Raw genomic sequence first — 21954 nt, 5'->3', positions numbered from 1 at the left:
GGGTCACTCCTCCGGCGGGAACACGACCTCCCCGCCGTGGGCCAGCGTGATCGTGATCGCCTCGACGGGGCAGCCCTCGGCCGCTTCGAGGACCTTTTCGTTGGCGTCGGTCTCGGGGGCGGTGGGGTGCGACTGGCGGGCGGTGTCCAGTGCGAAGCCGCCGGGCGCGGTGAGCACGCACATCCCGGAGCCGATGCAGACCGACCGGTCGACCTCGACGTGCCAGCGGTCACCCATCAGGCACCGCTCCCCTCATGGCCGGCCGGGAGATGGATCATCTTGTGCTCGAAGAACGCGCCGTATCCCTCGGGGCCGAACTCGCGGCCGATGCCGGAGTTCTTGTAGCCGCCGAAGGGGCCGAGCATGTCGATGCTGAAGGTGTTCACGGAGTACGTTCCGGTGCGCACCCGGCGGGCGATGCCGATGCCGCGCTCGGTGTCGGCGGTCCAGACGCTGCCGCTGAGCCCGTAGTCGGAGTCGTTGGCGATCGCCACCGCCTCGTCCTCGTCGCCGTAGGGCAGCAGGCAGATGACGGGGCCGAAGATCTCCTCGCGGGCGATGCGCATCGAGTTGTCGACGCCGCCGAAGAGGGTCGGCTCGACGTACCAGCCCTGGTCGAGTCCGGCCGGACGGCCGCCGCCCGCGAGGATCTTGGCGCCTTCCTCCTGGCCGATGCGGATGTAGTCGAGGGAGCGCTGCTGCTGCCGTCGGGCGACGAGCGGGCCGAGTTCGGTGGCGGGGTCGAGGGGGTCGCCGACCTTGAGGGCGCTCGCGGCGGCGGAGAAGGCGTCGGCGAACTCGTCGTAGCGGGTGCGGGGCACGAGGATGCGGGTCTGGGCCACACAGGCCTGGCCGTTGATCATCCAGGCGAACGGGGTGATGCCCGCGACGGCGGTCGCCGCGTCGGCGTCCGGCAGGACGAGGGCGGCCGACTTGCCGCCGAGCTCCAGCGTGACGCGGGTGAGGTTGCGGGCGGCGACCTCCATGACGCGCTTGCCCGCGGCGACGGAGCCGGTGAAGGACACCTTGTCGACGCCGGGGTGCCCGACGAGGTACTCGCTCACCTCGCGGTCGGCGCAGACGATGGAGAGCACGCCTTCGGGCAGGCCCGCCTCGGCGGCCAGCTCGGCGAGTATGTAGGCGTCCAGGGGCGCTTCCGGGGAGGTCTTGAGGATCACGGGGCAGCCGGCGAGCAGGGCGGGCGCCAGCTTGGCCGCGGCGGTGAACTGCGGGACGTTCCACGGCACGACGGCCGCGACGACGCCGACCGGTTCGCGCCGGACGAGCAGCTTGCCGAGGACGCCGTCCCGCTGTTCCTCGTACGGGAAGTCGCGGGCGACGGTGATCGCCGCGTCCCAGACCATCATCGCGGCGAGGGCCTGCATCATGACGCTGGAGGTGTAGGGGGTGCCGTTCTCGCTGCTGATGACGCGCGCGATCTCCTCGTGGCGCACCGCGAAGCCGTCCTTGATCTTCGTGACGACCTCGATGCGCTCGTCCAGGGTCATGCGCGGCCAGGGGCCGTGCTCGAAGGCCTCGCGGGCGGCGGCGACGGCGCGGTCGATGTCGGCGGGGGCCGCGTGCGGCACGCGGGCGAAGACCTCTCCGGTGTGCGGGGAGACGACGTCGATGACGTCCTTGCCGAGCGGGTCGACCAACTCCCCGCCGATGAACAGCTGTCCGTGTTCCACGAGCTCGGTCATGGCTGACTGCCTCCTGCGGAGCGTTTCCTGACACCGTCTCAGAACTGATACCAGTTCTAGTTCGTGGAGTCCACGGACGGAAGGGGCAACACAGCCTCCAAGCAGTCGACTTGGGCGACTATTGGAACTAGTTCTAGTTATAGTGATGGCCCCCGGCGAGGGGACCGGCGACGAGAGACGAGGCCCTCATGACCCCGCAGGTGACAGAGCCGCCGGTGACCGAGCACGGCGGCGGCGTCTGGAGCATCAAGGTCCCGATCCCCGACAACCCGCTCGGCTTCACCCTCGTCCACCTCCTGGACACCGACGCGGGGCCGGTCCTCGTCGACACCGGCTGGGACGACCCGGCCTCCTGGGACACCCTCGTCGCCGGGCTCGCCGCGTGCGGCATCGCGGTCGCCGACGTGCACGGCGTCGTCATCACCCACCACCACCCCGACCACCACGGCCTCTCCGGGCAGGTCCGCGACGCCTCCGGGGCGTGGATCGCCATGCACGACGCCGACGCGTCGGTGGTGCGCCGCACCCGCTCGAACCCTCCGGACCGCTGGTACGCGTACCTGGTGGACAAGCTCACGGCCGCCGGCGCGCCACCCGACCACGTCGCCCCGCTGATCCGGGCCCGCGACGAGGGCCGCCCCCGCAAGCTCCCCGGCCTCGCCCCCGCCCTGCCCGACCGCTCCATCACCCCGGGTGAACTCCTCGCCCTGCCCGGCCGCCGCCTGCGCGCCATCTGGACACCCGGCCACACGCCCGGCCACGTCTGCCTCCACCTGGAGGAGGACCACCCCGCGGGCCTGCGCGGCAACGGCCGCCTCTTCTCCGGCGACCACCTGCTGCCCGGCATCACCCCGCACATCGGCCTGTACGAGGACCCCGACTCGGAGACCGTCACCGATCCCCTCGGCGACTACCTGGACTCCCTGGAGCGCGTCGCCCGCCTCGACCCGGCGGAGATCCTCCCCGCCCACCAGCGCACGTTCACCGACGCGCCCGCCCGCGTCGACGAGCTCCTGGCCCACCACGAGGAGCGCCTGACCGGACTCCTCGCCCTGCTCGCCGAGCCCCTCACCCCCTGGCGGATCGCCGCCCGCATGGAGTGGAACCGCCCCTGGGACGAAATCCCCTACGGGTCGAGGACCATCGCCGTCTCGGAGGCCGAGGCCCATGTGCGGCGGCTGGTGAAACTGGGGCGTGCGGAGGTCGTGCCGGGGAGCGATCCGGTCGCGTTCGTGGCGGTGTGACCCGAGAGGTGCGCGGACCGGCCGGTAGAGTGAGGGCGTCGTCCTCACGTCCGCCAGGGGGAAGCCGGTGCAAGTCCGGCGCTGACCCGCAGCCGTGTACGGGCCCGAACCTTAGGGACCCGTGAGCCGGAATGCCCGGCGCGGAACGTGACCGGCTCGCTTCATCGGGGCCCCCGATGAGCGGCACCGTCGAGGTATACGGAGCCGGAGCCGCCCGGTCGCCGTGCTCGCACGGTCCGTGCCGCCCCGCTCCCCGCAGGGAGAGGCAACCCGCCCCATCATGAACGTTCGTCGCAGCGCAGCGGTCCTGGCCGCCGCCGTCGCCGTGTTCGGCTCGGCCGCGGCACCGGCCGCCTTCGCGGACGACGCGAAGCCGTCGCCGTCGGCCGCCCTCCCCTCGGGCCTCTACGGCAAGACCGACCCGAAGTTCGACGGCGTCTTCCGCCAGTCGTACGCCCTGCTCGCCCAGGACACCGAGGGCGTGAAGCCCGCCGCGAAGGCCGTGGACTGGCTCACCGGCCAGCAGTGCGCGAGCGGCGGCTTCGCCGCGTACCGGGCGGACTCGACCGAGCCCTGCAACTCCAAGACGGCGGTCGACAGCAACTCCACCGCGTCCGCCGTGCAGGCACTCGCCGCGCTCGGCGGCCAGGACAAGACGGTCAAGAAGAGCGTCGACTGGCTGAAGTCCGTGCAGAACAAGGACGGCGGCTGGGGCTACAACCCGGGGCTGCCCTCCGACGCGAACTCCACCGGCATCGTGGTCGGCGCGCTCGTCGCCGCGGGCCGCAACCCCGCCGACGTGAAGTCGCAGGACGGCAAGTCCGCCTACGACGCGCTGCCGAAGCTCGCCATGGACTGCGGCAAGGACGGCGGCGCCTTCGGCCTCGCCGACATGAAGTCCGGCAAGCTCGCGCCGAACGCCGACGCCACCGCCGCGGGTGTGCTCGGCAGCCTCGGCAAGGGCCTGGTCGTGACCGCCCCCAAGAAGTCCGATGACGCCGCGCCCAAGTGCGCGAAGCCGGACACCGCCACGCAGGCCGCGAGCAACGGCGTCGGCTACCTGCTCGACACCCTCGGCAAGAGCGACGACCACCTGATGTCGTCGATGCCGGGCTCCACGGACCAGCCGGACTTCGGCAACACCGCCGACTCCGTGCTCGCGCTCGCCGCCGCCGGGCAGAAGGAGCGGGCCGAGCGGTCCGCCGAGTGGCTCGCGAAGAACTCCGCGGACTGGGCGAAGCAGTCGGGCCCGGCGGCGTACTCCCAGCTGATCTTCGCCGCGCACGCGGCGGGCATGGACGCGCGCGACTTCGGCGGCGCCGACCTCGTCAAGCAGCTGAACGCCACCGGTCCGGCCCCCGAGACCTCCGCCAAGTCCGCGTCCGACGCGGACGAGAAGAAGGACGACGACGGCGGCGTCAGCGTCTGGTGGATCGTCGGCGTCGGCATGGTCGCCGGCATCGGCATCGGCTTCCTGTACAGCGGCAACCGCAAGAAGCAGCAGCCGTGACGCGGGGCCGGGTGCGGCGCGGCCGCCTCGCCCTCGCGGCACTCCTCGCCGCGCTGCTCGGCGTCCTCGCGGCCGCGCCCGCCCAGGCCGCCGGCTACCGCTACTGGTCGTTCTGGGAACGGGACGGCAAGGAGTGGACGTACGCAAGCCAGGGTCCCGGCACCGCGCGCCCCGAGGACGGGGACGTGCAGGGCTTCCGGTTCTCGGTCTCCGACGACTCGAAGGACTCCGCGAAGCCGCGCGGCCCCGCCGACTTCGACGCCATCTGCCGGGACACCCCGGCGAAGGACGGCCGCAAGCGCGTCGGCCTCGTCGTCGACTTCGGCACGGCGGGCGACGCCCCCGGCGGCGAGACGCCGCCGAAGCAGCGGACGGCCTGCGCGCAGGTCGGCGAGGACGCCACCAGCGCGGAGGCGCTCGCCTCCGTCGCCGAGCCGCTGCGCTACGACAGCAAGGCGCTGCTCTGCGCGATCGACGGCTACCCGAAGACGGGCTGCGGCGAGCAGGTCTCCGACGGCGCGGGCACGGAGACGAAGACGCAGCCGGGGAACACGCCCGGTGGCGGCGACGGCGACGACGGCGGACCCTCCGTCGGCCTGGTCGCCGGGATCGCCGCCGTCGTCCTGCTCGGCGGTGCCGGTATCTGGCAGGCCCGCCGCCGCCGCGCCTGACGCGCGGCCCGTACGGACAACGGACACGACACGGACAGCACCATGACGGACCACGGCAGCGGCGCGCCCGCCCTCCTGCGGCGCCGCCTCGCCCCCGAGGCGCACCGCGGCAACGCGCTGCACCCGGGCGCGTGGTGGGTGTGGGCCATCGGCCTCGGCACCGCGGCGTCCCGCACCACCAATCCGCTGCTGCTCGGCCTGCTGATCGGCGTCGCGGGCTACGTGGTGGCGGCGCGGCGGACGTCGGCGCCGTGGGCGAAGTCGTACGGCGCGTTCGTGAAGCTCGGCCTGGTGGTCATCGCGATCCGGCTGGTCTTCGCGATCGTGCTCGGCTCGCCGATCCCCGGCACGCACGTCGTCGTCACGCTGCCCGAGGTGCCGCTGCCCGACTGGGCGAAGGGCGTGCGGATCGGCGGCCGGGTGACGGCGGAGGGCCTGACCTTCGCGCTCTACGACGGAATCCGCCTCGCCGGCCTGCTGATCTGCGTCGGCGCGGCGAACGCGCTGGCCAGCCCGGCACGGTTGCTGAAGTCGCTGCCGGGTGCGCTGTACGAGGTCGGGGTGGCGGTCGTCGTGGCGATGACGTTCGCGCCGAACCTGATCGTGGACGTGCAGCGCCTGCGTGCGGCGCGCCGCCTGCGCGGCCGCCCCGACCGGGGCATCCGGGGCCTCCTCCAGGTCGGCCTCCCCGTCCTGGAAGGCGCGCTGGAGCGGTCGGTCGCGCTGGCCGCCGCGATGGACGCGCGCGGCTTCGGCCGCACGTCGCCCGTCCCTGCGGGGGTCCGCAGAGCGACCTCCGTCCTCACCCTCGGCGGCCTCATGGGTGTCTGCGTGGGTACGTACGGACTCCTGACCGCACAAGGCACGTCGTACGGCCTGCCCGCCCTGATCGTCGGTCTCCTCGCCGCGCTGGCGGGACTGCGGCTCGGCGGCCGCCGCTCGGTGCGCACCCGCTACCGCCCCGACCCGTGGGGCGCCCGCGCCTGGCTGGTCGCCGGGTCCGGGATCGCGGTGGCGGCCCTGATGATCTGGGCCACCAGTCACGACCCGGCGGCCCTGCACCCGGGAGTCGTCCCGCTGGTGGCCCCCGCCCTGCCCCTGTGGCCTGCGGCGGCGGTCCTGCTCGGGCTCCTCCCCGCGTTCGTGGCCCCGGTGCCGCCCGACAGCGCCCGGCCCGCCGCGCCCGTTCCGCGCGGGACGGGCGGTCGCACGAACCCACCGCCCACCCCGCCCGGCACGGAGCCGCCCGCGCCGGAGACGACCGGGCCCGCCCCCGCCCCGCGGACGCGGCCCTCACCCGCCGCCTGGCGCACGCGTCCGCCCACCGCCGAAGCGACGTCCCCGCGCCCGGCCCCCTCCCCCACTTCCTCCGAGGAGACCTCATGATCCGCTTCGAGGATGTGTCGGTCACCTACGACGCGGCGTCCGGACCCACCGTCCAAGGCGTCGACCTGACCGTCCCCGAGGGCGAGCTCGTGCTGCTCGTCGGGCCGTCCGGGGTCGGGAAGTCGACGCTGCTCGGCACCGTCAGCGGGCTCGTGCCGCACTTCACCGGGGGCACCCTGCGCGGGCGCGTGACCGTGGCGGGGCGCGACACGCGTACGCACAAGCCGCGCGAGCTCGCCGACGTCGTCGGCACCGTGGGCCAGGACCCGCTCTCGCACTTCGTGACGGACACCGTCGAGGACGAGTTGGCGTACGGGATGGAGTCGCTGGGGCTCGCCCCGGACGTGATGCGGCGGCGCGTCGAGGAGACCCTCGACCTGCTCGGCCTCGCCGACCTGCGCGACCGCCCCATCGCCACCCTCTCCGGCGGCCAGCAGCAGCGCGTCGCGATCGGCTCGGTCCTCACCCCGCACCCTCAGGTCCTCGTCCTGGACGAGCCGACGTCCGCCCTCGACCCGGCCGCCGCCGAAGAGGTCCTCGCCGTGCTCCAGCGGCTCGTGCACGACCTCGGCACGACCGTGCTGATGGCCGAGCACCGCCTGGAGCGGGTCGTCCAGTACGCGGACCAGGTGCTGCTGCTCGCCGCGCCGGGCGAGGCACCGGTGCTCGGCGACCCGGCCGCGCTGATGGCCCGCTCCCCCGTCTTCCCGCCCGTGGTCGCCCTCGGCCGCATCGCGGGCTGGTCCCCACTGCCGCTGACCGTGCGGGACGCACGGCGCAGGGCGGGCGCGCTGCGGGAGCGACTCGCGGGCGCGGAACCGAGAAGGGGGACGCCGGCCGAGGAACCCCGACGGCCCGGACCGCGCAAGGAACGTACGGCCACGGCAGCACAAGAGGCGGGTGGCGCCTCCCCCGAACACCTCGCAGGCACCGAACCGCGAAGCAACGCACCCGCCGAGCCGGGCGCCGGACCCCGACGGCCCGGACCGCGCAAGGACCGTACGGCCGCAGCACCACAGGAAACCGCCGCAGCCTCCCCCGAACACCTCGCAGGCACCGAACCGCGAAGCAACGCACCCGCCGAGCCGGGCGCCGGACCCCGACGGTCCGGACTGCGCAAGGAACGTGCGGCCTCGGCACCGCAGGAGGCAGGGGGTGCCTTTGTCGAACGGCTCGCCGTGCGCCGCGGGCGCGTCGAGGCGCTGCGCCGCGTCGACCTCACCGTCACCCCCGGCGAGACCGTCGCCCTGATGGGCCGCAACGGCGCCGGGAAGTCCACGCTCCTGTCCACCCTCGTCGGCCTCCTCGAACCCACATCGGGCACCGTCCGCGTCGGCGGCGCCGTCCCCCACCGCACGTCACCCCGGCAGCTGATCCGCCACGTGGGCCTCGTCCCGCAGGAGCCGCGCGACCTGCTGTACGCGGACACCGTGGCCGCCGAGTGCGCGGCCGCCGACCACGACGCGGACGCGGCGCCCGGCACCTGCCGGGCCCTGGTGGACGAGCTGCTGCCGGGCATCGCGGACGACACGCACCCCCGTGACCTCTCCGAGGGTCAGCGTCTGACGCTCGCCCTGGCCATCGTCCTGACCACGCGCCCGCCGCTGCTGCTCCTGGACGAGCCGACGCGCGGCCTCGACTACGCGGCCAAGACCCGGCTGGTCACGGTCCTGCGCGGGCTCGCCGCCGAGGGGCACGCGATCCTGCTTGCCACGCACGACGTGGAGCTGGCGGCCGAGATCGCCCACCGGGTGGTGATCCTCGCGGACGGCGAGGTCGTCGCGGACGGCCCGACCGAGCAGATCGTGGTGTCGTCGCCGTCCTTCGCGCCGCAGGTCACGAAGATCCTGGCGCCCCAGGAATGGCTGACGGTCCCGGAAGTCCGCCGGGCCCTGGACGCGGGCGGGGGCGAGACCTCGTGACGGTCGTCCCCGAGGCGCGCCCCCACGCGCGGCCCATCCGTCTCGGCCGCCGCTCGATCGCCGCTCTCGCCCTGGTCAGCGCCGTCGGCGTGGCCGCGTTCGGGTGGCCGCTGCTCGCCGCGGGCGACTCGGGGCTCAGCGAGCACGCCCAGGACGCGCCCTGGCTCTTCGCCGCCCTGCTTCCGCTGCTGCTCGCCGTCGTCGTGGCGACCATCGCGGACGTCGGTCTCGACGCGAAGGCCATCGCGATGCTCGGCGTGCTCGCCGCGGCGGGCGCCGCGCTGCGCCCGCTGGGCGCGGGGACGGCGGGCATCGAGCCGATGTTCTTCCTGATGGTGCTGAGCGGGCGCGTGCTCGGGCCCGGCTTCGGGTTCGTGCTGGGGGCGGTGTCGATGTTCGCGTCGGCGCTCCTGACGGGCGGCGTGGGGCCGTGGATGCCGTTCCAGATGCTGTCGATGGGCTGGGTCTGCATGGGCGCGGGGCTGCTCCCGGGGCACGAGCGTCTGCGGGGGCGGGGCGAGCTGTGGCTGCTCGCGGGGTACGGGGCAGTGGCCTCGGTCCTGTACGGCACGGTGATGAACCTCCAGGGCTGGCCCTACCTCGGCGGCCTCGCGACCGGGGTCTCGTTCGTGCCGGGCGACCCCGTCGTGGAGAACCTGGGCCGGTTCGTCGCGTACTGCCTGGCGACCTCGCTGGGCTGGGACCTGCCGCGGGCGGTCGTCACCGTGCTGCTGAGCCTCGCGCTCGGCCCCGCCGTCCTGAAGGCGCTGCGGAGGGCCACGCGCCGGGCCGCGTTCGAGGCGCCGGTCACATTCGAGGCACCCGAGCCGTAAGGCAACCGACGCACTCCGTTACATCGAGGCGCTTCGCGAGTGAGGCGGCCCACAGGACGTTGGTCCTCTACGAAGGAGGCCCGTAGATCACGCTCCTTGATGTACATGCGTCAATCTTCGCCCTGACCTGCGCATTGAGAGCCAGGTCACATGAAGGACATTCGTCTCGGATGCGACTTCAACTAGTAAATGGGGTCATTGCGGCGACGTAACAGCCCTGCTTCTCTGGATGAGTCGCACGGCGCCGACAGCCCACCCGGGCCTCGGCGCCGCCGCATGTCCCCCACACTTCCGTGTCGGACGGCGTGCACCGCGACAGCCCCGTCCCCCACCGGAAGGTCCTCCGTGTCCGCCTCGCTCATCCGCCGCATCGCTTCCCCGAAGAAGGCCATCACCGGCGGTCTCGTCGCCGTCGCCGCTTCCGGCATGGTCTTCGCCGCGGCCCCGGCCCAGGCAGCCACCCCGACCACCACGAAGGCCGCCGCCCCGGCCGCCGCTCCCGCCGCCGCCCCGGCCTCCGCCAAGGCGATCGCCAAGAAGAAGATCCCGGACCCGGCGCAGTTCGCCGCGTTCGACAAGATCGTCTCGCACGAGAGCGGCTGGAACCCGAGCGCCACGAACTCCTCCTCCGGCGCCTACGGCCTGGTCCAGGCCCTGCCCGCCTCGAAGATGGCGTCCGCGGGTGCGGACTGGAAGACCAACCCGGAGACCCAGATCGAGTGGGGCCTGAAGTACATGAACGACCGCTACGGCAGCCCGGTCGACGCGTGGAACCACTGGCAGGCGAACGGCTGGTACTGAGCAGCCGGCGCGAACCGCCACTGAAGAACCACCACTGAGAGAGGCGGCAACCCTTCGCGGGTTGCCGCCTCTCTCGCGTACCGCCTATGCCTCCACCCTCACGAACCACCGCGCGACCTTCGGCGCCGCCTTCCCCAGCGACTCCATGTGCGTCACCCCGCCCTGGTCGAGGACCGGCGCCCGCACCCCGTGCGCGGCCAGGGCCGCCGCGCAACTGCGGGCGTTCTGGATGGGCACGTCGGTGTCGCCGCGCGCGGCGTAGAGCCGTACCGGAGCCGCCGGCTTCCCGTCGCAGAAACCGTCGTTCGCCGCCAGCGCCGCCAGCAGGCCGCCCGTCGGGTGCCGCAAGCGGTCGTAGAAGTCGGGTGTGAGGAGTTCCTTCAGCGTCTTGGGCAGTGCGGGGATGACCTCCTCCTCGCTGTGGCGGCTGTCGAAGAGCCGCTCGATCCCGTCCGCGTAGGGGGCGCGGAAGACGTCGGAGGGGTCCTTGTAGATCGGGTGCAGGCGGTTCTGGGCGACCAGGAAGTACGAGAGGTAGAAGACGGCGCTCGTGTCGTTGACCCGGCCGTCGAAGAGGGCGGGCATCTCCGCGCCGGACAGGTCGTGGGGGCCGCTGACGGGGGCGACGGCCCGCACGGTGAACCCGGCGAGCCCGCGGCGCGCCTCCCGCGCGAGGGCCATCGCCACCTGGCCGCCCTGCGAGAAGCCGGTGAGGTACAGGTCTCCGGAGAGGGTGCGCCCCTCGCGCTCGGCCGCGGTCCGGGAGGCGCGCAGCATGTCCTCGGAGGCGGTGACCGCCGAGCGCGCGTCCATGTACGGGTGGACGCCGGGGCCCTTGCCGAGCCCGAGGTGGTCCGGCGCGGCGACGGCCTTGCCCGCGGCGGCGTGCAGGTAGGGACTGAGCCGACCGAAGTCCTCACTGACCGAGGGCGCGTAGTCGCGGTGGACCATCGTGCCGTGGGCGTCGGAGACGAGGCCGAGGGCGCGGTGTCGCTCGGTTTCGGACTGCGCCTTGGGCAGCACGAACACGCCGGTGGCTGTGGTGGGGCGGCCCTGGGTGTCGACGGTGCGGTAGGTGAGGCGGTACGCCCGCACGCCGTACCGCACCGTCTCCGTGCCGAACTCGCCCTTCTTCAGGAAGGCGGCGACCTCGGCGCGGCTCAGGTCGGCGACCGGGGTGACGCGCAGGAGGGCGCCCCGGCCGGTGTGATGTGCGACGGCAGCCGGGCGGCCGTCGGCGGTACCGGCGCCCTCGGCGCCCTGCGCGGCGGGCGCGGCGGTGAGTCCGGCGAGGCCCGCGAGCGTCAGCGCGGCGAGGGCGGCGCCCCCGCGGCGTACGGAACGGGCCTTGCCGGCGGTGGAGTTGGTGGTGTTCGTGCGCTCGGCGTTCATGGGGACGACGTTACGAAGAGTCACCGCGCGGGCGACATCCGAGAACCCCCCGGCCACGGGGTGTGCCTGACGCCACCCGCGCCCACCGCCTGGAGCTACAGCCGCTGGATGATCGTCCCCGTCGCCACCGCCCCGCCCGCGCACATCGTGATGAGCGCGAACTCCTTGTCCCTGCGCTCCAGTTCGTGCAGCGCGGTCGTGATGAGCCGCGCCCCCGTCGCCCCCACCGGATGGCCGAGGGCGATCGCGCCGCCGTTCACGTTGACCTTCTCCAGGTCCTGGCCGAAGACCTGCGCCCAGCTCAGCACCACGGACGCGAACGCCTCGTTGATCTCCACGATGTCGATGTCCTTCAGGGACATCCCGGCCTTGCCGAGCACGGCGCGTGTGGCGTCGACGGGCCCGTCGAGGTGGAAGTGCGGGTCGGCGCCGACGAGTGCCTGCGCGACGATGCGCGCCCTCGGCTTCAGCTTGAGGGCCCGCGCCATCCGCTTGGAGGCCCACATGAGGGCCGCCGCGCCGTCCGAGATCTGCGAGGAGTTGCCCGCGGTGTGCACGGCGGTCGGCATGACCGGCTTGAGGCGGCCGAGCCCCTCCATCGTGGTGTCGCGCAGCCCTTCGTCGCGGTCGACGAGCCGCCACATGCCCTGGCCCGCGGCCTGTTCCTCCTCCGTGGTGGGCACCTGCACAGCGAACGTCTCGCGTTTGAAGCGTTCCTCGGCCCAGGCGACGGCCGCGCGCTCCTGCGAGATGAGGCCGAGCGAGTCCACGTTCTCGCGGGTGAGGCCGCGCTTGCGGGCGATGCGCTCGGCCGCCTCGAACTGGTTGGGCAGGTCGACGTTCCACTCGTCGGGGAAGGGCTTGCCGGGTCCGTGCTTGGAGCCCGAGCCGAGCGGCACCCGTGACATCGCCTCGACGCCGCAGCTGATGCCGACGTCGATGACGCCGGCCGCGACCATGTTGGCGACCATGTGGCTCGCCTGCTGGGAGGAGCCGCACTGGCAGTCGACGGTGGTCGCCGCCGTCTCGTACGGCAGGCCCATGGTGAGCCAGGCGGTGCGCGCCGGGTTCATGGACTGCTCCCCGGCGTGCGTCACCGTGCCGCCGACGATCTGTTCGACGCAGTCGGCGTGGATGCCGGTGCGGCCGAGGAGTTCGCGGTAGGTCTCACCGAGCAGATAGGCGGGGTGGAGATTGGCGAGCGCCCCTGAGCGCTTGCCGATGGGCGTGCGTACTGCTTCGACGATGACGGGTTCCGCGGCCATGGGCTCGTCCTCCCTCTCCACGTCCCGCGAGCCGTCCCGGCGGCTCGCGAGTGGAACTAGTACGCGTTCTAGTTCTGTCCTGCAGTCTGCTGAGCGGGGCCCGGGTGCCGCAAGGGTCTTGCACGCATTGCGCGCAGGACCCGCACGCAACCGGACCCGCTGTGGGCCTTGCCTCTTGTAGAACCCGTTACTACCTTGCGAGCCAACCATCCTGATGGCCCGTCAGAAACAAGCGGGACCCGGAAGAGGAACACGAGAGACCCGACCGTCGGAAATCAGCCCACGCCTGGAGTTGCCGATGCCCTGTCCCGCGCTGCCCGACGGGTTCGACTTCACCGACCCCGACCTGCTCCAAGACCGCGTACCCCTTCCGGAGTTCGCACAGCTGCGGCAGACGGAACCGGTGCGCTGGATCGCCCAGCCGCCGCGCATATCCGGCTACGACGACGCGGGCTACTGGGCCGTCACACGCCACGAGGACGTCAAGTACGTCTCCACGCACCCCGAGTTGTACTCGTCCAACCTCAACACCGCGATCATCCGCTTCAACGAGACGATCACCCGGGACCAGATCGAAGTCCAGAAGATGATCATGCTCAACATGGACCCGCCCGAGCACACCCGGGTCCGCCAGATCGTGCAGCGCGGCTTCACCCCGCGCGCCATCCGCTCGCTGGAGGACGCGCTGCGCGCCCGCGCCGGGTCCATCGTCGAGACGGCGCTGGCGAACGCGGGCCCCGACGGCTCCTTCGACTTCGTGACGAACGTCGCCGTCGAGCTGCCGCTGCAGGCCATCGCCGAGCTCATCGGCGTGCCCCAGGCCGACCGCTCGAAGATCTTCGACTGGTCCAACAAGATGGCGGCGTACGACGACCCCGAGTACGCGATCACCGAGGAGGTCGGGGCCGAGGCCGCGATGGAGATCGTCTCCTACGCGATGAACCTCGCCGCCGCCCGCAAGGAGTGCCCCGCCAAGGACATCGTCAGCCAGCTGGTGGCGGCCGAGGACGAGGGCAACCTCTCCTCCGACGAGTTCGGCTTCTTCGTGATCCTGCTCGCCGTGGCCGGCAACGAGACCACCCGCAACGCCATCACCCACGGCATGCACGCCCTGCTGACCCATCCGGACCAGTGGGAGCTCTACAAACGCGAGCGCCCGGCGACCACCGCCGAGGAGATCGTGCGCTGGGCGACCCCCGTGGTCTCCTTCCAGCGCACCGCCACCCAGGACATGGAGCTCGGCGGCGCCCGGATCAGGAAGGGCGACCGGGTCGGCATCTTCTACTCCTCGGCCAACCACGACCCCGAGGTGTTCGAATCGCCCGAGAAGTTCGACGTCACCCGCGACCCCAACCCGCACCTCGGCTTCGGCGGCGGAGGCCCGCACTTCTGCCTAGGCAAGTCCCTCGCGGTCCTGGAGATCAACCTGATCTTCAACGCCGTCGCCGACGCCATGCCGGGCCTGCACCTGACCGGCGACCCGCGCAGACTCCGCTCGGCCTGGCTGAACGGCGTCAAGGAGCTACGGGTCGGCACGCGGCCCTGAGGAGCGGCACACGACCGTGCGCCGATAGAGCGTCATAAGGCGACCTATCAGGTCAATTACATTTACGGAACCAACGTTTCCGTTGCATCCGGCGTCTGGGGAAGTGAACCTTGCCTTCCCCGGACTCGAACGGAAACGGTGGCCGTGGCCTCTGCCGACGTAACGCTCGCCCCGTCCGACAGCACGTCCACGGGCCGGAACTCACCCCTCCGGCCCTTCTTCCGGCGCCACCGCGTCCCCCTCCTGGCCACGCTCCCCACCCTTCCCCTGTACATCGTGTGGGCGGCGTTCCTCGCCACGGGCGGCGGCGACCTCGCGGCGCAGGAGGCGTGGGCACGGTTCGCGTCCGAGCACGGCACGGCCGCGTACAACCTCTTCTGGTACGGCGGCATGCACACCGCCAGCTACAGCCTCATCTCGCCGTACCTGATGGCGGCGCTCGGCGTGCGGACCGTCACGGTGGTCTCCGGTGTCGCGGGGGCCTGGCTGGTCGCCGCCCTGATCGCGCGCTCCGGCATCCGAAGACCGCTGTGGCCCGCCGTGCTCGCGTCGCTCGCGGTGTGGTGCAACGTCGCCTCGGGGCGCACGACGTTCGCGCTCGGTCTCGCCTTCGCCCTCGCGGCCTGCCTCGCCCTGGTGCGGCAGCGGCGCACGGTGGTCGCGGTGGTGTGCGCGGCCCTGGCCACCATGGGCTCCCCGGTCGCGGGGCTCTTCCTCGTCGTGGCGGGCGCGGGCTACTTCTTCGTACGCGACTGGGTGCGGTCGGCCGCGCTGATCCTGCCGCCGTTCCTGGTCGTCGCGGCGACCACGGTGCTCTTCCCGTTCACCGGCGAGCACCTGATGCCCTTCGACCGGATCTTCCCGCCCGTCCTGTTCAGCCTGGCGCTCATCGTCGCGGGCCCGCGCGAGTGGCGGGTGCTGCGGTGGGGCGCGGGCGTCTACGCGGTCGGGACCGTCCTGACGTACCTCATCCCCTCCCCCATCGGCACCAACGTCGAACGGCTCGCGGAGCTGGTGGGCCCGGCGCTGCTGCTCGCCGCCCTGCTCGTGCCGGGCCTGACCAAGGCCCGCAGGATCGTCCTGACCGTCGCGCTCGTGCTGTCCTCGGCGTGGGTGACGCAGAAGACCCTCGACGACCTCGCCGTGTCGACGAAGGTCCCGAAGTGGGCGGTCGACACGCACGGCGTGGTGCGGGAGCTGGAGCGCCTGGAGGCCAACCGCACCCGCGTCGAGGTCGTCCCGACCCGCAACCACCGTGAGGCCACGGCGCTCGCCCCGTACGTGAACATGGCGCGCGGCTGGAACCGCCAGCTCGACATCGAGCGCGGGCGGCTCTTCTACGACGGTTCGTTCTCGGCCACCACCTACCGCGAGTGGCTCGACCGATGGGCCGTCGGATACGTGGTGCTGCCCTCGGGCAAGCCCGACGGCTTCGCCGAGGACGAGGCGGCGCTGGTGGCGAGCGGACCCACGTGGCTGAAACCGGTGTGGAAGGACGCGCACTGGCAGATCTTCAAGGTGAAGGACCCGGTGCCGCTGGTCTCCGAGCCCGCGGCGGTCGTCCGCTCCACCGGGTCGAACGTGGTGGTGCGGGTGCCGAAGCGCGGCTCGGTGACGCTGCGTCTCGTGTACTCGCCGTGGCTGCGGGCCGAGGGCGCCTGCCTGAAACCGCACGGCGAGTTCACGCGCCTCTCGGTGCCGGCACCGGGCACGTACGAGATCACCTCGGGGTACGGTCCTTCGCGGAGCCGGCCTTCGACGTGCCGGTGACGGGCTCCGCGCCCGTGGCCACCTTCAGCGGCTGCCGCACCCGCGGCCCCGACAGCACGTAGGTCAGGCCGAAGCCCGCGCCCACGACGGCCGCGCCGCCCACCGCGTCGAGGACCCAGTGGTTGCCGGTGCCGACGATCGCGCAGACCGTGAAGAACGGGTGCAGCAGGCCGAGCGCCTTCATCCACCACCGCGGCGCGAGGACCGCGATGACCAGACCGCACCACAGCGACCAGCCGAAGTGCAGCGAGGGCATCGCCGCGTACTGGTTGGTGAGCTGCGTCAGCGTGCCGTAGTCCGGCTGGGTGAAGTCCTGCACGCCGTGCACGGTGTCGATGAAGCCGAGCTCCGGCATGAGGCGCGGCGGGGCGAGCGGGTAGGCCCAGAAGCCGATGAGCGCGAGGACCGTGGCGAAGCCGAGCGCGGAGCGCGCCCAGCGGTAGTCGGCGGGCCTGCGGACGTACAGGACGGCGAGGACGCTCAGCGGCACCAGGAAGTGGAACGACGTGTAGTAGAAGTTGAAGAAGTCCTCCATCCAGCCGGTCCGCGCCGTCAGATGGTTGAACCAGTGCTCGATGTCGATGTGCAGGAACCGCTCGATCGCGTGGACCTGCGTGCCGTGGTGCTCGGCGTCGGCCCGGCCCCCGGAGATCGTGCCACCGGTCGCCGCGAGCCTGACCTGCTGGTACGCGGAGTAGCCGACGCGTATCAGGAGCAGTTCGAGCAGGAGGTTCGGGCGGGCGAGGACGCGCCGCCAGAACGGGACGAGCGGGATCCGGCTCCAGCGGGCGGGGACGGGCTCGGCGTACTCGGTGGGGATCGGGTCGCGGTACTGCGGGTGGGACCGGGAGAGGAACGGCACGACGACGGCCGCGGCGAGCGCCGCGATCAGCACGATGTTGTCGCGGATCGGCGCGGTGACCGACATGTTCGGCAGCATCATCTTGGCGGGCAGCGTCGACACGAGGATGACGGCCACCGGCCACATGTAGCGGTCGGACTGACGCTTGCCGACCCGGCCGACCACGGCGAAGAGCACCCACAGGAGCTGGTGCTGCCAGGTGGTCGGCGACACCGCGACGGCGACGCAGCCGGTGATCGCGACGGCCAGGAGCAGCTGCCCGTCCCGCGCGTAGCGCACGGCGCGACGCAGGCCGACGGCGATGACGGCCGCGCTCAGCGCCAGGAAGACGGCGATCTCCAGCGGGCCCTCGAGGCCGGCGCGGAGCAGCATGCCGTGCAGCGACTGGTTGGCGTTGGCGTCCGGGTCGGCCCCGAGGCCGGTGCCGGCGAGGTGGTGGATCCAGTACGTCGTCGAGTCGCTCGGCATCGCGGCCCAGGCGAGCGCGGTGACGGCGGCGAAGGAGCCGCCGGTGGCGGCGGCCGCCCGCTTGCGGCCGGTGAACCAGAGCGGCACGGCGAAGAGCAGCATGGTGGGCTGCAGGGCCGCGGCGACGCCGATCAGCACACCGCAGCTGCGCTGCCCGCGGACCGCGAAGAGGCCGAGGAGGACGAGCAGGACCGGCAGGATGCTGGTCTGGCCGAGGTAGAGGGTGTTGCGGACCGGCAGCGACAGGATGAGCAGGCTGACCGCGACGGGGGCGGCGAGCAGCGAGGTGCGGCGGGTGACGGGCTGCGGCAGGGCGCGGGCGGCGACCACGCCGAGCACGACGACGAGACCGAGCGTCCCGAACGTCCACCCCCAGCCGAGCGCCTGTTCGCCCGCACGGGTGAGCGGTTTGAGGACGAGTCCGGCGAACGGCGTGCCGGTGAACTTGTCCGCGTCGTAGAAGGAACCGTTCACGTGCAGGACGCCCTCGGGACCGATCCACGTCTCCAGATCCGTCAGCCGGTCGCCCTCGGGCGTCCGCAGGACGACGGCCATCTGCCGGATCGCGAGGACGGCGGCGAGCAGCCAGAGGACGACACGGGCGGCGCCCATCCGCGCCCCTGGTTCACCGGCCTGCCCCGTTCCCAAGACATCGCCCGGTCCCCTGTGCTCAACGTTCGCCACGCCCCGTCGACCCTCCCGTCCGCGTCAGTCCCCGCCTCTGATGTGAAGTTCTCGTCCCTGATGTGGGGACGCACGCAACCACCATTTCACCTGGCAGCCACATCGCTTTCTATCGCTTTCGCCTGAAGCGCCCAACAGGGCCTCCCCGCGGGCCCGACGGGTCCCGCCCCCGGTCAGGGGCGGTTCGACGCCTCGGGCGGCCGCGGTTCCAGCCCTCCGCCGCGACAAAGATCACATGGGTGCATAACCCCCGCCACCTGGGGAAATGCCGTTTGACCTGCATAGCAGCGGTTTTGCGTCACTGTGCGGCCGACCGGACACCGACCGTAATGATGCCGCTTGCACCTATGGTCGCTTTTCGGGCCGCCCCGGGTGACCGGGTGCGGCCTCGTCCTTGTCGTCGACCGAAAGCAGGCGAGCGAACCCTTGGCGAGCGCCACCCCCGTCGCACTACGGAAGCCCGAGCCGTCGGACGCACCCCTGCCCGGACAGCGGAGCGAAGCGGACCCCGGCCGGAACGCCACCGCCGGCCCCGCTGCCGGCACCACCGCCGACGTCACCGTCACGGACCCCGCGATGGTGAAGCGCGCGGTGAAGGCGGCCGCCCTCGGCAACGCGATGGAGTGGTTCGACTTCGGTGTCTACAGCTACATCGCGGTCACGCTCGGCAAGGTCTTCTTCCCCTCGGGCAACCCGACGGCGCAGCTGCTCTCCACGTTCGGCGCGTTCGCCGCGGCCTTCCTGATCCGGCCGCTCGGCGGCATGGTCTTCGGCCCGCTCGGCGACCGCGTCGGCCGCCAGAAGGTCCTCGCCCTCACCATGATCATGATGGCGGCGGGCACGTTCGCCATCGGCCTGATCCCGTCGTACGCGTCGATCGGCGTCTGGGCGCCGGTCCTGCTCCTTGCGGCCCGCCTCGTGCAGGGCTTCTCCACGGGCGGCGAGTACGCGGGTGCCTCCACCTTCATCGCCGAGTACGCGCCCGACAAGAAGCGGGGCTTCCTCGGCAGCTGGCTGGAGTTCGGCACGCTGGCGGGTTACATCGGCGGCGCGGGCCTGGTCACCCTGATGACGGCCCTGCTCTCCTCCGACGACCTGCTCTCCTGGGGCTGGCGCATCCCGTTCCTGATCGCGGGCCCGATGGGCCTGATCGGCCTCTACCTCCGCATGAAACTGGAGGAGACCCCGGCGTTCGCCGCCGAGCTGGAGAAGGCCCACAAGGACGAGCAGACCCGCGCGAAGGTGCGGCTGCGCGACATGGTCACGGGCCAGTGGAAGGCCCTCCTCCTCTGCATGGGCCTGGTCCTCGTCTTCAACGTCACGGACTACATGCTGCTGTCGTACATGCCGAGCTACCTGACCAGCGAGCTCAAGTACGACGAGACGCACGGGTTGCTGGTCATCCTGGCCGTCATGGCGCTGATGATGATCGCCCAGCCCTTCATGGGCGCCCTCACGGACCGGGTGGGCCGCCGCCCGGTCATCGCCGCGGGCTGCGCGGGCTTCTTCCTCCTCTCGATCCCGGCGCTCCTGCTGATCCGCGACGGCTCCCTGTGGGCGATCGCCCTGGGCCTCGGCGCGCTCGGCATGCTCCTGGTCTGCTTCACGGCGTCGATGCCGTCGGCCCTCCCGGCGCTCTTCCCCACGAAGGTCCGCTACGGCTCCCTGTCCATCGGCTTCAACATCTCCGTCTCGGTCTTCGGCGGCACGACGCCGCTGATCGTCACGGCGCTGATCGGCGCGACGGGCGACAAGATGATGCCCGCGTACTACATGATGGCCGCGGCCGTCATCGGCGGAATCGCCGTCTGGTACATGACGGAATCCGCCCGCAAGCCGCTGCCGGGGTCGCCGCCGGCGGTGGAGACGGTGGCCGAGGCGCGGGCGATGGCTCTGCGCGAATCGAGCTAGCCCCCGCAGCCCGGGAGCACCCCTTCCGCACGCACCCCGAACCCGAACCTGAACCCGAATCCGAACCCGAACCCGGACACGGCCCGCGCCCCGAACCGGCCAGGCCCGGGGAACGACGGGCGACGGGCCGCATGCGATCCGCGGCCCGCACCCACCTGCCCGCGCGGTTCCCCCCCCACCCCAGGGGCGGTCCCGCTCCACGCCCACGGTCCAAATCTGCGGGCCGGACGTGGCTGGTCGCGCAGTTCCCCGCGCCCCTAAGGCAGCCCCACTGCACCCCCACGTCCACCCCCCGCCCCAGGGGCGGTCCCGCCCTCGCCCACGATGCAATCTGCGGTCCGGATGTGGCTGGTCGCGCAGTTCCCCGCGCCCCTAGGGCAGTCCCGCTGCACGCCCACGGTTCAGTCCACGCACCTGGGCGAGCCCCAACGAAACGGCCAACGCAAGCCGGACCACCCAGGGGCGCGGGGAACTGCGCGATCAGCCACAGCAGCCCCGCAGACGACACACGACCGCAAGCCCCATAGGGGCGCGGGGAACTGCGCGACCAGCCGAATCCGGGCCCGCGGACGACACTCGACGGCACACCCCCCAGGGGCGCGGGGAACTGCGCGACCAGCCGAATCCGGCCCGCGGACGAACAACGACCGGCCCCCCAGGGGCGCGGGGAACTGCGCGATCAGTCGCAGCCGGCCCGCGGACGAACACCCCCCCCGGCAAGACGCACGTCACACCGCCGGACAACCCCCCTGCCACGCCGCGAACAGCGGCACCTCCTCCGCGCCGGCGAGGACCACCACCCCGAAGGGGCGGTCAAAAGAGATGTGCTCGGCACGCCGAGGAACATACGCCCCACCCGGCCGCATCGGCACAGCCGTAACCGCCACCCCCTCCACCCCCAACTCCGCGACCCGCACCACCGCCTCCTGCACCACCTGCGATATCGCGAGCCTCTCCGAAGACATCCCGGAGAAGTCCGCCGCGTCGCTCATCGCCCACCGCACACCGAGCGCGCCCAACTGCCCCGTCGCATCCGTACGCGTCCGCAGCGCGAGCCGAGGCAGGGCCATGGTGACCTGCTCCGCGTCGATCGCCGAGCACCGCGCACGGGGCGCCCACGCCAGCGGCAGCACCGCGGCCGGCCCGGCCCCCCGCTCCCCCAGCACGAACCGCACCCGCACCGCCGCACCCGCACCCCCGCCGGCCACCCCCGCACCCCGCATCTCCACGACACGCGCCCCGCCGACCGCCCACGCATCCCCCGCCCCACCCGCCGCCGCATCGTCGGCACCCGGTGCCCGACGCCCCCCGCGTCCGTGAACAGCGCGTCACTCGTGCCCGCCCCGTCGAAGGGGTCCTCCCAACGCGCCTTCAGCACCAGCGCGTTGACCAGCAGGAGCAGCGTGTCCGCTGTGACGACCACCGGCAGGCGCTCGATCATGCCGTCCGTGGCCTCCTTGACCCACGCGTCGGCCGCGTCCGGGTCCATGGGCCCGAACCCGATGTCCGGCAGCGCCTCCTCGTACTCCCGCAGCACCGGCACCCGGCTCCACACACGCGTGGCGACGCCCACCGCGTCCGTACCCGCGAGGGCGCGCGCCCCGTCCGTCACCGCGCGCGCCGCCCCGTCGCCGGCGACGCCGAGCAGCCCCCGCAGCTCCTCGGCCGTCTCCCCGCGGGCGCCCGCCGCGACGGAGGCCAGCGCGAGCCACATGCCGACGGGCGAGCACACGAAGTCACCGGCGCCGCCGGCACCCCCGGCCGACCGCTCCATCTCGGGCAGCCACCGCTCGGCGAACTCCCGCACCGCACCCGCGTAGGCCATGCCGTCCCCCGTTCCCGCGCGCCGCGCGAGCCCGAGTCCCGCACCCGGCGCCGCACCGCTCCATCGATTCGATCTCCGTCACCGCCAGTATGCGAGCCCGCACCGACAACCAGACCGACAATCCCCCTGACAACACCCGCTCCCCACCGTAGGCTCCTTAG

Annotated in this window: 15 protein-coding genes, 1 pseudogene and 1 riboswitch; of the genes and pseudogenes, 10 read left to right on the top strand and 6 right to left on the bottom strand. The window is 72.6% G+C overall.

The genetic code is table 11. The features are described from left to right. Nucleotides 1-3: 3 nt before the first annotated feature. Complete coding sequence (locus DEJ48_RS27480) at nucleotides 4-237, bottom strand: ferredoxin (RefSeq protein ID WP_150167258.1); 234 nt, start codon at nucleotides 235-237, stop codon at nucleotides 4-6. Next, a complete protein-coding gene (locus DEJ48_RS27475) occupies nucleotides 237-1703 on the bottom strand; it encodes an aldehyde dehydrogenase (RefSeq protein ID WP_150218911.1) in 1467 nt (488 codons plus the stop codon). The genes DEJ48_RS27480 and DEJ48_RS27475 overlap by 1 nt, the downstream gene beginning before the upstream one ends. A 188-nt stretch (nucleotides 1704-1891) precedes the next feature. Between DEJ48_RS27475 and DEJ48_RS27470 the strand changes: the two genes are divergently transcribed. The 7 genes from DEJ48_RS27470 to DEJ48_RS27440 all read left to right on the top strand — a co-directional run bounded on the left by DEJ48_RS27470 (nucleotide 1892) and on the right by DEJ48_RS27440 (nucleotide 10070). Continuing rightward, entirely contained in the window at nucleotides 1892-2947 is a 1056-nt protein-coding gene (locus DEJ48_RS27470) for an MBL fold metallo-hydrolase (RefSeq protein ID WP_150218910.1), read from the top strand. Between the two features lie 55 nt (nucleotides 2948-3002). Beyond that, nucleotides 3003-3084, top strand: a riboswitch (cobalamin riboswitch). A 143-nt stretch (nucleotides 3085-3227) separates the two neighbouring features. Beyond that, entirely contained in the window at nucleotides 3228-4457 is a 1230-nt protein-coding gene (locus DEJ48_RS27465) for a prenyltransferase/squalene oxidase repeat-containing protein (RefSeq protein ID WP_150218909.1), read from the top strand. After that, nucleotides 4454-5128 carry an SCO2322 family protein gene (locus DEJ48_RS27460; RefSeq protein WP_223832221.1) on the top strand — a complete coding sequence of 225 codons (675 nt, stop codon included), beginning with the start codon at nucleotides 4454-4456 and terminating at the stop codon, nucleotides 5126-5128. The genes DEJ48_RS27465 and DEJ48_RS27460 overlap by 4 nt, the downstream gene beginning before the upstream one ends. A gap of 42 nt (nucleotides 5129-5170) precedes the next feature. Further along, the gene (locus tag DEJ48_RS27455) at nucleotides 5171-6514 is read left to right on the top strand and encodes an energy-coupling factor transporter transmembrane component T (protein ID WP_150218908.1); all 1344 of its coding nucleotides are present in this window, start codon (nucleotides 5171-5173) and stop codon (nucleotides 6512-6514) included. Then, nucleotides 6511-8436 (top strand): ABC transporter ATP-binding protein, encoded by a 1926-nt coding sequence (locus DEJ48_RS27450; protein ID WP_150218907.1) that lies wholly within the window; start codon nucleotides 6511-6513, stop codon nucleotides 8434-8436. The genes DEJ48_RS27455 and DEJ48_RS27450 overlap by 4 nt, the downstream gene beginning before the upstream one ends. Next, nucleotides 8376-9269: an ECF transporter S component gene (locus tag DEJ48_RS27445; RefSeq protein ID WP_411757490.1), complete on the top strand. Its 894-nt coding sequence runs from the start codon at nucleotides 8376-8378 to the stop codon at nucleotides 9267-9269. The genes DEJ48_RS27450 and DEJ48_RS27445 overlap by 61 nt, the downstream gene beginning before the upstream one ends. A 345-nt stretch (nucleotides 9270-9614) precedes the next feature. After that, the gene (locus DEJ48_RS27440; RefSeq protein WP_150218905.1) at nucleotides 9615-10070 is read left to right on the top strand and encodes a lytic transglycosylase domain-containing protein; all 456 of its coding nucleotides are present in this window, start codon (nucleotides 9615-9617) and stop codon (nucleotides 10068-10070) included. A gap of 84 nt (nucleotides 10071-10154) precedes the next feature. Here the strand turns inward: DEJ48_RS27440 and DEJ48_RS27435 are convergent, their stop codons facing one another. Continuing rightward, a complete protein-coding gene (locus DEJ48_RS27435) occupies nucleotides 10155-11462 on the bottom strand; it encodes an alpha/beta hydrolase (RefSeq protein WP_150218904.1) in 1308 nt (435 codons plus the stop codon). A gap of 95 nt (nucleotides 11463-11557) precedes the next feature. Continuing rightward, nucleotides 11558-12727: a steroid 3-ketoacyl-CoA thiolase gene (locus DEJ48_RS27430; RefSeq protein WP_150218903.1), complete on the bottom strand. Its 1170-nt coding sequence runs from the start codon at nucleotides 12725-12727 to the stop codon at nucleotides 11558-11560. Between the two features lie 298 nt (nucleotides 12728-13025). On the opposite strand from DEJ48_RS27430, the gene DEJ48_RS27425 reads away from it, so the two are divergent. Together DEJ48_RS27425 and DEJ48_RS27420 are read left to right on the top strand one after the other, a co-directional pair. Continuing rightward, nucleotides 13026-14273: a cytochrome P450 gene (locus tag DEJ48_RS27425; protein WP_150218902.1), complete on the top strand. Its 1248-nt coding sequence runs from the start codon at nucleotides 13026-13028 to the stop codon at nucleotides 14271-14273. A 144-nt stretch (nucleotides 14274-14417) separates the two neighbouring features. Continuing rightward, nucleotides 14418-16043 carry a hypothetical protein gene (locus DEJ48_RS27420; RefSeq protein ID WP_411757489.1) on the top strand — a complete coding sequence of 542 codons (1626 nt, stop codon included), beginning with the start codon at nucleotides 14418-14420 and terminating at the stop codon, nucleotides 16041-16043. On the opposite strand, the gene DEJ48_RS27415 is transcribed toward DEJ48_RS27420, so the two are convergent. Continuing rightward, entirely contained in the window at nucleotides 15994-18057 is a 2064-nt protein-coding gene (locus tag DEJ48_RS27415) for a bifunctional glycosyltransferase 87/phosphatase PAP2 family protein (protein WP_411757488.1), read from the bottom strand. The genes DEJ48_RS27420 and DEJ48_RS27415 overlap by 50 nt on opposite strands. Before the next feature lie 426 nt (nucleotides 18058-18483). Between DEJ48_RS27415 and proP the strand changes: the two genes are divergently transcribed. Then, nucleotides 18484-19968, top strand: coding sequence for a glycine betaine/L-proline transporter ProP (gene proP, locus DEJ48_RS27410; protein WP_317850933.1), 1485 nt, complete (start codon nucleotides 18484-18486; stop codon nucleotides 19966-19968). 728 nt (nucleotides 19969-20696) lie between these two features. Here the strand turns inward: proP and DEJ48_RS27405 are convergent. Further along, nucleotides 20697-21793, bottom strand: a pseudogene (locus DEJ48_RS27405) (serpin family protein). Nucleotides 21794-21954: the final 161 nt, after the last annotated feature.

Origin of the sequence: Streptomyces venezuelae (assembly GCF_008642315.1) — a bacterium.
Taxonomy (GTDB): domain Bacteria; phylum Actinomycetota; class Actinomycetes; order Streptomycetales; family Streptomycetaceae; genus Streptomyces; species Streptomyces venezuelae_D.
The sequence above is the reverse complement of the archived record's forward strand: the minus strand, read 5'-3'. Positions and strand labels throughout refer to the sequence as shown.

Bases quoted from the DNA above. Each gene is read 5' to 3' on its own strand.
- DEJ48_RS27480 (WP_150167258.1), bottom strand. From the start codon at position 237: ATGGGTGACCGCTGGCACGTCGAGGTCGACCGGTCGGTCTGCATCGGC.
- DEJ48_RS27475 (WP_150218911.1), bottom strand. From the start codon at position 1,703: ATGACCGAGCTCGTGGAACACGGACAGCTGTTCATCGGCGGGGAGTTG.
- DEJ48_RS27470 (WP_150218910.1), top strand. From the start codon at position 1,892: ATGACCCCGCAGGTGACAGAGCCGCCGGTGACCGAGCACGGCGGCGGC.
- DEJ48_RS27465 (WP_150218909.1), top strand. From the start codon at position 3,228: ATGAACGTTCGTCGCAGCGCAGCGGTCCTGGCCGCCGCCGTCGCCGTG.
- DEJ48_RS27455 (WP_150218908.1), top strand. From the start codon at position 5,171: ATGACGGACCACGGCAGCGGCGCGCCCGCCCTCCTGCGGCGCCGCCTC.
- DEJ48_RS27450 (WP_150218907.1), top strand. From the start codon at position 6,511: ATGATCCGCTTCGAGGATGTGTCGGTCACCTACGACGCGGCGTCCGGA.
- DEJ48_RS27445 (WP_411757490.1), top strand. From the start codon at position 8,376: ATGGCTGACGGTCCCGGAAGTCCGCCGGGCCCTGGACGCGGGCGGGGG.
- DEJ48_RS27435 (WP_150218904.1), bottom strand. From the start codon at position 11,462: ATGAACGCCGAGCGCACGAACACCACCAACTCCACCGCCGGCAAGGCC.
- DEJ48_RS27430 (WP_150218903.1), bottom strand. From the start codon at position 12,727: ATGGCCGCGGAACCCGTCATCGTCGAAGCAGTACGCACGCCCATCGGC.
- DEJ48_RS27425 (WP_150218902.1), top strand. From the start codon at position 13,026: ATGCCCTGTCCCGCGCTGCCCGACGGGTTCGACTTCACCGACCCCGAC.